At 61.4% G+C, this 13,219-nt stretch carries 10 protein-coding genes and 1 riboswitch; of the genes, 6 read left to right on the plus strand and 4 right to left on the minus strand.

What is annotated here, in order from left to right; all coding sequences use genetic code 11:
* The first annotated feature begins 143 nt into the window (after positions 1-143).
* Both TQ38_RS17010 and TQ38_RS17015 read left to right on the plus strand, forming a co-directional pair.
* The gene (locus TQ38_RS17010) at positions 144-1,028 is read left to right on the plus strand and encodes a formate/nitrite transporter family protein (protein ID WP_052505665.1); all 885 of its coding nucleotides are present in this window, start codon (positions 144-146) and stop codon (positions 1,026-1,028) included.
* A 100-nt stretch (positions 1,029-1,128) separates the two neighbouring features.
* Positions 1,129-1,488 carry a hypothetical protein gene (locus TQ38_RS17015; protein ID WP_043974828.1) on the plus strand — a complete coding sequence of 120 codons (360 nt, stop codon included), beginning with the start codon at positions 1,129-1,131 and terminating at the stop codon, positions 1,486-1,488.
* A gap of 404 nt (positions 1,489-1,892) precedes the next feature.
* Here TQ38_RS17015 and TQ38_RS17025 read toward each other — a convergent pair whose 3' ends face one another.
* A complete protein-coding gene (locus TQ38_RS17025) occupies positions 1,893-2,474 on the minus strand; it encodes an invasion associated locus B family protein (protein WP_043974833.1) in 582 nt (193 codons plus the stop codon).
* Positions 2,462-6,907, minus strand: coding sequence for an autotransporter domain-containing protein (locus tag TQ38_RS17030; protein ID WP_043974836.1), 4,446 nt, complete (start codon positions 6,905-6,907; stop codon positions 2,462-2,464). Before TQ38_RS17030 ends, TQ38_RS17025 begins: the two co-directional genes overlap by 13 nt.
* A 472-nt stretch (positions 6,908-7,379) precedes the next feature.
* Positions 7,380-7,556: riboswitch (yybP-ykoY riboswitch) on the plus strand.
* 19 nt (positions 7,557-7,575) lie between these two features.
* Between TQ38_RS17030 and TQ38_RS17035 the strand changes: the two genes are divergently transcribed.
* Positions 7,576-8,985, plus strand: coding sequence for a metallophosphoesterase (locus TQ38_RS17035; RefSeq protein ID WP_240198114.1), 1,410 nt, complete (start codon positions 7,576-7,578; stop codon positions 8,983-8,985).
* Between the two features lie 40 nt (positions 8,986-9,025).
* On the opposite strand, the gene TQ38_RS17040 is transcribed toward TQ38_RS17035, so the two are convergent.
* Together TQ38_RS17040 and TQ38_RS17045 are read right to left on the minus strand one after the other, a co-directional pair.
* Positions 9,026-9,421, minus strand: a complete 396-nt coding sequence (locus tag TQ38_RS17040; RefSeq protein WP_043974839.1) for a cupredoxin domain-containing protein — start codon at positions 9,419-9,421, stop codon at positions 9,026-9,028.
* A 115-nt stretch (positions 9,422-9,536) separates the two neighbouring features.
* On the minus strand, positions 9,537-10,199 hold the full coding sequence (locus tag TQ38_RS17045; RefSeq protein ID WP_082057650.1) for a methyltransferase domain-containing protein: 663 nt from the start codon (positions 10,197-10,199) through the stop codon (positions 9,537-9,539).
* Between the two features lie 487 nt (positions 10,200-10,686).
* Between TQ38_RS17045 and TQ38_RS17050 the strand changes: the two genes are divergently transcribed.
* The 3 genes from TQ38_RS17050 to TQ38_RS17060 are packed head-to-tail and all read left to right on the plus strand — an operon-like array spanning position 10,687 to position 13,219.
* Positions 10,687-10,917, plus strand: coding sequence for an acyl carrier protein (locus TQ38_RS17050; RefSeq protein WP_043974844.1), 231 nt, complete (start codon positions 10,687-10,689; stop codon positions 10,915-10,917).
* A complete protein-coding gene (locus TQ38_RS17055) occupies positions 10,914-12,134 on the plus strand; it encodes a beta-ketoacyl synthase (protein WP_043974846.1) in 1,221 nt (406 codons plus the stop codon). The genes TQ38_RS17050 and TQ38_RS17055 overlap by 4 nt, the downstream gene beginning before the upstream one ends.
* Positions 12,131-13,219: a type III polyketide synthase gene (locus TQ38_RS17060; protein ID WP_043974849.1), complete on the plus strand. Its 1,089-nt coding sequence runs from the start codon at positions 12,131-12,133 to the stop codon at positions 13,217-13,219. The genes TQ38_RS17055 and TQ38_RS17060 overlap by 4 nt, the downstream gene beginning before the upstream one ends.

The following is a 13,219-nucleotide window of genomic DNA, read 5'->3' on the forward strand; positions in this document are numbered from 1 at the left end:
GTACCGGTTCCCGGCCTGATGATAACAATCTTCGGGTTAGGCACCGGCTCGCCTGAGTAGCCCCTGGATTTCTGGACCGGCAGGAACGGGCCGGCGCCCTCGAACGCAAATTGCGATCCCTTCACCAGAGAGGCTTTGGGAAGATGAGCATACGACCTGGCGGTTCGACACCGCATGACGTCGGCAAGCCGCAACAGGACGATCACGAGCCGGATGCAAGCCTTGATGCCCAGGAAGCAAGAGACGTGGAGGATCGCCGCGCCAGTTCAAGCAAGATCGTTCACGAGGTAGTGCGCCTGCAGGGCGAGGAAGAACTCGCCAGGCCTGCGCTTGCACTGTGCCTGTCAGGCCTGGCTGCCGGCCTTGCGATCGCCCTGTCGCTCATGTGCGAGCTGTTCTTGCGCAGCCATCTACCTGATACCGACTGGGCGCCGCTGATCTATTTTCTGGGGTATCCCGTCGGCTATGTCATCGTCATCATGGGCCGGCTGCAGCTCTTCACGGAAAGCACAGTCACGGCGGTCCTCCCGGTTGCGACTTCTCCGACATGGCGCAACCTTGGCCGCCTTTCCCGGCTGTGGATATGCGTGCTCGCCGGTAACCTTGTAGGAGCAACCTTGGTCAGTGCGCTGATGGCCGGGGAAATCACCATCACCCACGAGCAGAGGCTGATCGCGCTAGACATTTTAGGAAAGCTGGAATTGCAGCATTGGACGCGTACATTTACGTTGGGAATTCCCGCAGGTTTCATCATGGCTTCCATCGCGTGGGTTCTACCCAATTCTCGCGGAAGTGAGTTCTGGGTAATTTTCTCGCTCACCTACGTAATCGCACTGGGAGGCTTCGCGCATGTCGTCACGGGTTCTTCCCAAGCGACCTTTCTGTGGCTGAGCGGAAGTATCGGTTTTTCAGAGGCCTGGTTCGAATTCACTGTGCCGGCACTGCTGGGAAATATCATCGGCGGAACGGGGCTTTTCGCCGTTCTTGCGCATGGGCAAATGCGCAGCGATTTGAGCGCCGACGCGTAATCTGGCCTTTCGCCCCCAAGACTTTCCAAAGTCCCAAGACAGAGGGCTGCAACCTAGCCTACTCCTTCAGCGTTGCCTTTGCTCCATCAGGAGTGATCTCATGAAGCCTTCTTTTTTCCTCCTCTTCGCTTTCGCAGGCGTTGCCGCCTGTGGTGGACCGAAAGAGCAGGCCGGCCAAAAGCAGGACGAAGCCGCTGCCACCGCAGCCGGCGTCGAATACACCGGTTCAGGCCCGGCCGAACGAGCTGGTAAAGTTCAGGACGAGGCGGATGCTGCGGCCCGCAAAGCCAAGGACGCATCGGCCGATGCGCTTAAGGCACAAGCTGGTAGCGTCAAAAAACAGGCAGATGTGGCCGCAGAGAAACTCGAAGAAGAAGCCGACCGCGTTCGGGCCGAAGCGAAAAAGCGCGCTGATGATCTGAAGAAAAAAGCTGATGCAGTAAAGCAAAGCGCCATTTGAACGATGGGCCCGGCATTTTAGATTAGAAGGAAATTTCAGATGATTGGCAATATTATCGGAGCAGTCGCCGGCAATCAGGCGGCCAAGCACATACAGGGTATAGATGGAACCGGCGGCGCGGTACTGGGCGTTGTCGCGACGACGGTGCTGAGGCGTCTGGGTCCGGTTGGACTCGTCGCAGCAGCAGTCGGCGGCTATGCGCTGAAGCGGTACGCCGAACGCCGTAGAACCAAGCAGCCCGCCTCTGCGGTTTCTGAGAGTAGTCCAAATACGATGGCTCCGCCGGCTTAACGTGTGGTAGGTTAGCGATGATCGACATTCAGCGCGGTCATATCGTAGTGGCAGCGGATATACGAGGCCGCTATTTGATCCGGTCGAGGCGTCAGTTCGATAACTAAGAGCTGTTATTTCGGGCCTGCGAGTACCTTCAGCCGGTCCAAAGCGCTCCCAACTCCGTTGAGGGAGACCGGCAAATCGATCGTGCGTCCGTCCGCTGCGGTCACAAAGGAAATGTGCAGCACTTTATGGCTCCGCAGTGCCTGAAGCGCTTCTTCGCCGAACTGGAGCGGAACCAAGCATCCTGAAGGCAAACACGTCTTGAAAGGCAACGGCGGTCCGTCTTTGTCCAGCCGCAGTACGACGCCCTTGGCAAGGTCAACGCCAAAGGGGGTCAGCAAAGTGCCGACTGCCCCTTTCTGCATAGCCACGAATTCAACTGCAATCATGCGCTGGATACTTTGATTTGACCCAGCTTTCGTGCCCTGCTGCTGGAGCGCGGAGCATTTCGGCACCTTGTCTAACGTTGCGCAGGTCACCTCCCAATCGCCGAACCGCTCATGCAGCACAGACGCGGAGCGATCTGCCGCGCTGGCAGTGCCAGTTGCCAGAACGCTTACCGCCAACCCGACTGCAAGAGACATAAAACGAAACGACATACCTGCTTTAACGCCCGCGCACTTGGCCTTCACCACGGTCAGAAGCGCCACGTCAGGTTGCCCTTGATGCCGTGATCCTGCACGTTTCGCCCGGTCTGGCCAGAGTACGATAGACCAAGAGTGAGCCCCGATGCCGGCATCGCTTCGATCCCGGCCTGCAATGCGGCGGCATTCTTCGCAATTGGTGTGCCCGAAATTCCGAACACTTGCGTGCCCTCGCCGAAACGCATGTCGGTGAAGGCCTTGCGATTGCCGAAGGCATGCCGCCAGGCAGTCGACCAGAACAGACGAAGCGCGCCTTTGTTTGCAACATCGATATTGCCGCGCAGCCCCAGGTTCGAAAAAGTCACCTCCGTATTCCGGGACCGACCAACCAATGCTGCATCGCCGCCACTTTCAGTGAAGGCGGCGGTGTGAAGTCGCGCGTAGTTTGCCTGGATAAACGGTTCGAAATACCCGTGGTTGACTTCGATCCGGTAGCCCGCCTCACCAAACGCCTGTGCGGTGTTGCCTTTGTACCGCGACGACAAGGTATCGCTGAAATCGGCGAACCCAACCGAACGATTGAAGCTAAGTCTGTGCCAGGTATAGGCTGCGCCGATCTGAAGGTTCAGCGGACCGACACCGCTTCCAGCATAGACACCCGCATGGTAATTATCGCTGTCGCCGGAATCCCGGTATTGCGCGGTGTGGAACTTGGAGCGGCTGTAGCCGCTCAGCACGCCGATCCGCAAAGCGTCTCCCAAGAGCATGTCGGCACCGACCAACATACCCCTCGCAGAACGATTCAGAACGCCCGCATTCCCATTGCCCGCCAAGCTACCCCATGAACCATAGCCATTGCCCCAGATGGATACGCCGGCCCGAATAGTTTCATCGCCATTGCTTGCTGAAAGCAGCCGCGCCGATACCGCATCGCGCAAGTACTGGCTGTCCTGGATCAATGCACTCTTGGCGGAGGAATGTATCTCGCCCGACAACTGCCTGAAGGCACCCCGCGCCTCGTCGAAGCTTTGGAGGGAGCCCAGAGCCCCGCGCAGGCCAACCGCCGTATCGAGCGCATCCAGTGCCCCGGCTACGCTACGCTCGTTAGGCGTATTGGCGGCAGAGGCGAAACTGCTGGTTTGATTGACATCGAGATAGACATTGCTCGCATCGTAATCGACGACGAGGTTGTAAAAAGCCGATACCGCAGTATCGCCTTTCAGCGTGTATGCACCCGTCACTCCGTTTGCTGCCGTTAGCACCGTATAGCGCGCGCCAAGCGCATAGCGGGTGCCGCTGTTAGTCTTTGCTACCGACAAGATAGCGCCATTATCGAGAACGGCAGCGCCCGACACCGCGATCCGATCGGAAAGCGCGGTTCCGGCCGTAACCTGCACGGCATAGGTCGAGTTCGCCGCTTGCGTGACGTTGCCATTGACCGACAGCGTACCGACAGCATTCCCCCCGGGCGCGACCACGGACCCCGATGCTGCGGTGATGCCGCCCACAGTGCCCGTTCCCGAAAGCCGCGTCCCGCCGGCAAGCACCATTCGCGACGAGGCCAGGGAACCCGTGACGACCAATTCACCCTGCGCGACGTTGGTGACGCCGGAAAGGCCGCTCGTTCCCGTCAGCGTCAGGACGCTTGCACCCTGCTTGGTGAACGTACCGGTGCCGTTGATCGCATTCGCGAAGCTCGCATCAGTCCCTTGGTTCACGACGAGATCGGCATCGTTGACGATCGCACCGCTTCCGAAGCTGGTCACGGATCCAACTAGCGTGCCGCCCGAAATGGTGGTTCCGCCCAAGTAGCTATTCACGCCCGCGAAGGTCGTCGTTCCCGTGCCAGCCTGGGTAACCCCGCCTGTGCCTGAGATCGTACCGGCAAAGGTGACGGGGTCTGAACGGTCGAATGCAAGCGTCGCGTTGTTCAGGACGTTACCGACGATTCCCCCACTCGTTCCGCCATCGCCTAGCTGCAGGGTGCCTTCGGAGATGGTCGTGCCGGCGGAGTATGTGTTGTTACCGGTGAAGATCAGCGTGCCGCCGCCCGTTTTAACTATGTCGCCTGGCTCAGTCCCGTCGGAAATCGTGCCGGCGACGGTGGCCGTGATGCCGGTGGCGACATCGATGGTAGGATCGCCGCTGACTGTTATGGCATTGTCGATCACCATGCCATCCTGAGCAAGCGCGATCGCAGTAAAGGCGCTCATCGCCAGAGTGCCCGTGCCGAGCGCGCTGCTATCCCCTAACGACAGGACACCGGAGAGCAGCGATGTGCCGCCGGAGTAAGTATTAACTCCGTCCAGGCGATAACCCTGCTGTGCGGACAGTATCAGCCTGCCCGTACCGCTGATGCTTCCCCCATACGTGCCGCTTGCCTGCGTAAGGATGAGGGAATTTTCGCCCAAAGCGATGTTGCCCATGCCGGTCACCGTCGTAAGGTCGCGGTTCCCGTCTGCTGTGCTGATGTTGAAAGCGCCCAGCGTACCCATGGTGACTGACGAGCTGATGCTGCCGGTGCCGGCCAGTATCAACATCCCTTCATTGATAGTGGTGCCGCCGGTATAGCCGTTGACGGCGGTCAGCGTGACCCTGCTGTCGCTAGTCTTGATCAAGCTGGCCGTTCCGTTCAACGTGCCTGCCACCATTCCTGACTGCACTTCGATGGTATCACGCACATCGACGATTACGTTGTCCGAAAGAGTGCCGCTCCGCATCGTGTAGGTATCTAGTGTCAGCGTTCCATTCTGAACGGTAGCGCCGCCTTGGACAAGCGATGCCTGGGTCTGACTTGTTCCTCCAAGATCAAGCGTTCCGCGATTGAGGGTTGTCGTGCCGCTGACAGATCCCAACGTACCCGTGCCGCTTAGCGCTAATGTCCCTCCATCGATGGTCGTACCGCCGGTGTAGCTGTTAGCGCCGGCCAGGATGACCCCGTCCGTACCGGTTTTGATAAGTCCGGCCGTTCCGGTAAGAGCCCCGTTAGACGTTCCCGTCTGCACTGCGATTGTGCCGCTCGCGTCGATAATCGCATCGCCGGCCAAAGTTCCGCCTGCCAGCGTGTACGTGCCGAGCACGATGGTTCCGTTCTGGACGGTCCCCCCGTTTTGAAGCAACGAAGCCTGGGTCTGGCTGGTGCCGCCGAAGTCGAGCTGTCCGCCGTTCACCGTCGTTCCGCCGCTGGCAGATCCCAGCGTGCCAGCGCCGCTGAGTGCCAAGGCCCCATCGTCAACCACGGTGCCGCCGGTGTAGCTGTTAACGCCCGCAAGCGTCAGGACGCCGCCGCCCGCCTTGGTGAGCCCAGCCGCGCCCGCAAGCGTACCGTTCACCGTTCCCGCCTGCGCATTGATCGCGCCGCCGGCATCGATGACCGCGTCTCCGGCCAGAGTTCCGCCGGTCACAGTGTAGGTTCCGACCGTCATGCTTCCGTCTTCGATCGTTCCACCAGCCTGTGTCAGGGTTGACTGCACCTGGGATGTCCCGCCCAGATCGAGTGTACCGCCGTTCACTGCGGTCGAAGCAGTATCCGCTCCAAGCGTTCCTTCTCCGGCGAGAGCCAGGGTTCCCGAAGTGATCGTGGTGCTTCCGGTATACGTGCTGACGCCGGTAAGCGTTACCTGCCCGCCGCCGCCGGTGTCGGCATAAGTGACGGTTCCACGCGTTCCTGCGGAACTGTCCGAAAAGGTGCCTGACAGCACGGCCGTGTTGCCATTCATCTCAATCGTGTTTGTAGGCGTGTCGTCCAACGTGAAGTTGTTTGGATACGTTTGGCCGTTCTGATCAATCAGCAGCGTGCCACCCGCGAATGCCGGATTTACCGATGTTCCTAGGTTGCTCGAACTATAGTTCGGGTTCGCGGTATCTATGTTGTTAGCCTGACCGGGAACGGTCACTCCGCCACCCGACGTCACGGTGAAGGTCCCGGACGATATTGCAGGTCCGGCGGGAGTCCAGACCGCAGTTAAGCCGCTCGTGCTGGCATAGGAGAACGTATAAGTCCCTGCGGCGATGTCATTGAAAGTTGCTGCCTGGAAGTTGTAGACGCCATTGCCTGCGGAATCGGTCGCGACGAGCGAATTGCCGTCTTCGCTGACGTAAAAGAAATTCTGGCCCGGCGTCAGCCCACTGGGAAGCGTACCGTTCGACGCATTACTTAGCAGGATCGAAAAGGCCTGCGTGCCGACAATCGAATTGTCGGAACGGTTCAGTTGTACCGCGCCCTCCGCAGAGACAACGCCGTTGTGCCAGCTTCCGTACACAACCTGGACATCGAACAAGCCCTGTGCGGAGCCATCGGACACAAGATAGCCCAGAGCATCGGTATGGGCGCTCGCTATATTCGCGCTCGCGACGATGCCAGCGGCAGCGGCGGCAAGTAACGCAGATCGAGTGCAACCGAACGTGCTGCGGCTGTTATGGGCAAGAAGCGCTTGAGGTGCGGTGGTCAATTTGATGTTGCGGTCGATCTTGGCTACGCGCCGTTTCCGGATTGCCATCCATATTGCCCCTTATTTTGTGTTTCAGACGCTTCATCATTCCTGGCATGCTTGTTTCCAGATGGAGCTTCAGGAACACCCTCTTGCAAACATCCAGTAACCGCCAAGTTTTATTGAAAAATTCCTGAACACGCTGATGGAAAAGTGAATATATTTATCAATCCGAATTATTACTTAGCTGCATATATTTTGGCGTGATATTTTTTCCTTTTACACTCTCTATTCCCGTTCATTTTCTGCTGTTGCCGAAACCATCGATGATGCGGCATATTCAGCAAACGCTGCGGGAACACTGCGATTATTACGCGTGGATTTACCTAGAGCGGTTGTGACGCAGGCATGTGGAATGGTTTGCGTTACGCTCCCCACTCCCCCCTTCCGCACGGCACGGCGGCTCCCGAGGACTGCATCGATGGAGGTTCGCGAGGAAGTCGCCATCCGTCATAAATTCGTCACTGAACATGCCTCGGCCGCGCCTGTCATCTGGGGAGTAGCCGACCGTTACATTTGTGGCGGGCCAGTGCGTCAACATACTTGGTCGAGAGACCATGGTGCACAGGGAGCAAGACCTTGCTCGGGCGAGACCAATGACACCGCACTTTCGTCCAGGCCGGGCGGGAGGTGCAGTGTCGTTGGATATCGCAGCCGCCCGGCCCGGAGATCTTTTTTTGAAAACCATTATTCACGTTCTGGCGCTGTGCACGGCGCTGTTGCCTATCGGCGCTGCCGGTGCAGCCGAGCCCGCCGCTTCGGTTCCGCGTTCGGCCGGTAAAAACTATGCTGCGGGGGCCCTGCCCGACCGCATCGTGCTGACGCCCGGCGCCGATCCCACCCAGGCGATGGCGGTCAGTTTCCGTACCGATCTACGCCAGCCCGGTGCCGAAGCGCAGATCGTCGAGGCAGTTGACAGCCCCACGCTGGACCGTAACGCCCGCGCCTTGTCCGGCACCAATACCAAGGCGGACACCAGCAGCGGGGCCGCTATATACCATCACGTGGACTTCACGGGGCTCAAGCCCGACACCGTCTACGCCTATCGCCTCAAAGGCGCCGGCGGATGGAGCGAATGGCTCCAGTTCCGCACCGCGTCGAAAGCCTTTCGTCCATTTCGGGCGCTGTACCTTGCCGACGTGCAGAACGGCATCCTGCCCTATGCCTCACGCGTGATCCGCCAGGCGTTCCATGCCGGTGGCGACATCGACCTTGTCGTCCATACCGGCGACCAGGTGGCGCAGCGCGACGATCTCGATCATGACGACGAGTGGGGTGAGTGGAACGAGGCCGGCGGGTACAATTACGCCATCGTCCCGCAGCTCCCAGCGGCCGGCAACCACGAATATATCGAACACGAACTGCCCGATGGCAGCGAGCAGAAGCACCTCGGCCTCTACTGGGACCGTCAGTTCAAGCTGCCGGGCAACGGCGTGCCCGGCCTTGAGGCGACAACCTACTTCGTCGATTATCAGGGCGTACGCTTCGTTGTACTCGATGGTACGGCAGCAGCAGACATGGGCAAAGTGGCGGAGCAGACGCTTTGGCTCGACAAAACTCTGGCTGCCAGCAAGGCGCGGTGGAACGTAGTGGTGGTCCACCACCCAATCTTCACTTGCGCGCGTCCCGCTGACATCTCTGCGATCCAGGACGCATGGAAGCCGGTCATCGAGAAGCGCAAGGTAGACCTGGTGCTGCAAGGCCATGACCATTGCTGTAGCCGTGTCACCAATCCGGCCGGCCGTGCTGCGGCAGACGCGGCCCATGCAGAAAACCGGCCGCAGGGACCGGTCTACGTCGTATCGGTCGTCGGTTCCAAGATGTACGGCCTCAACGACCGTGCCCGGACCCAGCCCGACAAAGCAGCTGCCGACACACAGCTCTACCAGCTGATAGACTTTGGTGAAACCGCGCTGCGCTACCGGGCCTACACAGCTACCGGGCGCCTGTACGATGCGTTTGACCTCACGCGGGCCAGCACCGGCGGAAATCGGTTCTCGGTCCCCGATGCAGCTACCGTGCCAGCCCGCTTCTGCGAGGGAACGCTAGGCCCTGACGGCGCCGCTTGCCTCGGCCGGGCGAAGTAAGGGCCACTTGCGATCGGACTGGCGTCGAGGAAACTCGGCGTCAGTCCACAATGATCCGGCCGCTCATTCCCATCGTTTCGTGGATAAAATGCGAGCAGTGGATTTCGTATGTCCCGGCTGGCGGGGCAACCAGCGTAACATCTGCCGCAGATCCGCCATGCAGTTCCACTTCGCCATGCTCGACCGACGCCTTGGACGCCGGGGCGATCTGCGCCTTGGCGAAAAAGTCCTTGGCGACGAAATCATGCCCGCCGCTGGAATCGTTATGGAAGTGGATCGTGTAAACCTGCCCCTGCTTCAGATGGAGCGTGTCCGGGACAAACTTGAAGCTTTCCAGTCCGACGTCGATCGGGGTGGCCCGGGCCCAGTCCACCGGCTGCGCGGATGCCGTGCCGGAAGCGAGAAGCAATCCCAGGATAGCTGTTAATGGTTTCATCGGTGGCTGTCCCAGCAAGCACAGTGGTCTGTTGGGAACAGAAGATGCGCCCACAACACAGAGCCGTCCAGTGAGCATCGCAGTGTTGAGATCACCAGTTGAGCGCGGCTGTTCATCACCGACCGAACGTCCGTTCGACGGCGATGCGGAAAGGAAAGCGCCGTTTCACGCGTGCAGTCCCTGGAGCAAGACCCGCCCTTGCCAACACATCCGGCCATTCGCCCGGCCGCAGCGACCGCGCGATGGAAAGCTGCCCGTCTTCGCGCACGATGCGGTGCACGCCCATGACGCGCGCAAGCAAGGGAAACCCGTGATACGCAAACCTGTGCCGGTGCAGGTCACCGATCATCCAGCCACGCCGCGCCGTCTGCTCCATATGTTGTACGAAACGGTCTAATTGCGCATCACTCATATGATGGGCAACCTGGCTGCTGACGATGAAGTCGAAGGGCCCGGGCTGGTCGGCGTAATCCCCGGTGGCATACGATATGTCCATACCCTCGGGCGTTGCCCTGCGCGCAAGATCCTCGCTCGCCGGGTTGAGATCGACGCCCGCCAGTTTCGCGGCGATGCCGCGCCGCGCCGCCCAGCGCGCCACCGCGCGCAAGGTATCGCCGTGGCCGAATCCCACGTCCAGCAGGCTGAATTCACGTGCATCCCCGACCGCACGCGCAAGAAACGCCAGTACCGGGCGCGCCGTAAAGGTCCAGCGATTGACACGCGCCAGATCGCGCAGGACCTGACCATAGACAGCAACATCGAGATTGGCAGCGTCCATCTGCTCTTCTCGATGCGACCTGACCGACAGGTCCATCACAGCACTTTTCTCGCGCCGGCGCTGGCTAGATGGCAGGTGCTCATGGCCAGCCTCCTCTTACTCGTCGGCGGATGTGATCGCGCATCTTCGGAACGTCTCCACCATGGCACCATCCAGCTTTGGGAAGAAGCGAATACAGCACGCTTGCAGATATCGTGCAAAGCGCCCACCCCCGTAAGGCACACAGGAAGCGGAGTGCCCCGATGAAGTGCGTTCGCATTGCCGTGGCTTTGATTCTGGCACCCCTGGCCGCTTCCTTCGCACAGCTGCGGCGACCCTTGCCCGGCACCGCGGCACGGTACGGTTTGTTTTACGACCGTGAAGGCTGGCCAGGCAGGCGTTCATACGGCCCCAAGGCAAGCCGACGCTATCGGGGCAGCTTTCGGCGGGGCGCTGACGGCAGGCCGGATTTAAGCCAACAGACGCCCGTGCGTATGGAGAAGCACTGATGACCCACGAGGACCTGATCGCACTGATAGCAAAAGAGACCGGTCTGCCGGTAGAACGCCTGCTTCCACAGGCTACCCTCGAGACACTCGACATTTCCTCGATCGACCTCGTCAGCATGCTTTTTGAGCTGGAGGACCAGTACGGCATCGAAGTCCAGCCCGAGGAACTGACCCCCGACATGACGCTACAGCAGTTGTTCGACCGCATCGGAGTGACCTCGTCGCAATGACAGCGCCCCGCGTGCTGGTGACCGGCATGGGCTGCGTCAGCGGGCTCGGCCGCGGCGTTGCCGAGAACTGGCGGCGCGCACGCGGCGGTGACGGCGCTATCCGCGCCCTGCCCTCGCCAGAAGCGCCGGGCGTCGCGGCATGGGCTCAGGACCCGCCCGGCGACAAGGCCCGCTTTCCCGGCGTGGACGCAGACCGGCTACGCCGTCTCGGCCGGCTCGACCCGCTATCTGCCTTTGCGTTGGAAGCGGGGATCGAAGCCGTGGCCGATGCCGGCCTTGAAGGACATCCCTCGCTGGCCCACCGGACGGCGATCCTGCTCGGCTGTGGTAGCGGCGGCAATGCGACGATAGAAATCGCCTACGAACGGCTGTTCGGTCAAGGCCAGGCCAAAGTGCATCCCCAGACCATCCCCAGTTCGATGATCGCCGCGCCCGCTGCGCACCTTTCCATGTTGCTGGGGGTTCACGGCCCGGCCTTCACGCTATCGAGCGCCTGTGCGTCCTCTGCCCATGCATTGGGCGAAGCGATGCACATGATCCGGGCGGGCCGTACCGACGTGGTGATCGCCGGAGGGGCGGAGGCCTGCCTCACGCTAGGGTCGCTGACCGGCTGGCGGTCGCTGGGCGTGCTGGCGCCGGATACCTGCCGCCCCTTCTCGCAAGGTCGCAAGGGCATGGTGCTGGGCGAAGGCGCGGCTGTGTTGGTGCTGGAAAGCGAAAGCCACGCCCTTGCTCGCGGCGCGATGGTCTACGGCGAACTGGCGGGTTACGGCCTGTCGAGCGACGCCGGTCACATGACAGCGCCGGATGTAGCAGGCATCGCGGCAGCCATAGTCGCCGCGCATGACGACGCCGGCCTGGCGCTCGATGCACCCGCGCTCTATTCGTCGCATGGCACGGGAACGGCGCTAAACGATCCTGCCGAAACCGCCGCCCTGCAGCGCCTTTATGGCGGTTCGCTTGCCCGGCACCGCGTGATAGCCACCAAGTCCGCGCATGGCCACATGATCGGCGCAACCGCAGCGATGGAGTTTCTGCTCGGCCTTCTGGCCCTGCGCGAAGGGACCCCGCCGCCGGTGCTCAACCACCTTGGCCCCGCCCCCGATTGCGACCTGCCGCTGGTGCTGCAACCCCAGGCATTCGAGGCCGAAGCGCTCGTCTCCGCCAGTATTGCCTTTGGCGGCCTTAACGCCGTATTGATAGGACGCCGCGCATGACCCGGACCACTGCCCGCATCAATCGGATCGGAACCGCAAACCCACCCTTCGAAGTGCATGATGCCTTCGTTCGGTTCGTCGCATCCGGCCTGCCCGACGCCCGTTCCCGCCATGTGTTCGAACGCATGGCCGCGCGGTCGGGGATTACCCGGCGCTACTCCTTTCTCGAACCCGTGACCCTTGGTGACGGCACCGTTACCGACATCGAAGGCTTCTACGGCGCCGGCCCCTGGCCCTCTACGGGACAGCGCATGGCTCGGTACGAACGGGATGCGCCGCGCCTTGCCCTCGATGCCATCGCGGCGCTGGGGGACGATATTGCACTCCGGGACATCACGCACCTGATTGTCGCCTCGTGCACCGGATTGATGGCACCTGGCCTCGATCAGGCGATTGTCGCCGGTGCCGAGTTAAACGCCGGCGTGGAGCGCACTGTGGTGGGCTTCATGGGCTGTTATGCCGCCGTCAACTCGCTCCGTCTGGCCCATCACATCGTCCGGTCCGAGCCACAAGCGCGTGTCCTGGTGGTGACGGTGGAGCTATGCACCATCCACTTCCAGCGCAGCGGCGACCTCGCCAGCCTGCTCGCGATGCTGCTATTCGGCGACGGCGCTGCCGCCGCGCTGGTGACGGCCGACCGTGGCGGTATCGCGTTGCGCGACTTCCGCTCGGCAACGATCCCGGACAGCGCCGATGCGATAACCTGGGCCATCCGCGATCAGGGATTCGACATGCACCTGGGCGGCGAAGTGCCCGCCCGGATCGCCCGGGCACTCAGCGCCGAAACCGGGCGCAACGACGATGGCGGCCTGCTGCGTGGATCGGCGGTGGACGATTTCACGCTCTTCGCGGTTCACGCCGGCGGGCGCACCGTTCTCGATGCCGTCGAGCAAGGACTGGGCCTTGGCGCTGAAGCTCTGGCACCGTCGCGGGCCGTGCTGCACGATACCGGCAACATGTCCTCGTCCACGCTGATGTTCATCCTGGCGCGGATGCTTGCGGGGCAGGCGCGCGGCCCCGGCCTGGCGCTAGCATTCGGACCCGGCATGGCGGCGGAAAGCTTCCGCTTCGCAGTGGAGGACTGA

This window comes from Novosphingobium sp. P6W, from assembly GCF_000876675.2.
Lineage (GTDB): Bacteria > Pseudomonadota > Alphaproteobacteria > Sphingomonadales > Sphingomonadaceae > Novosphingobium.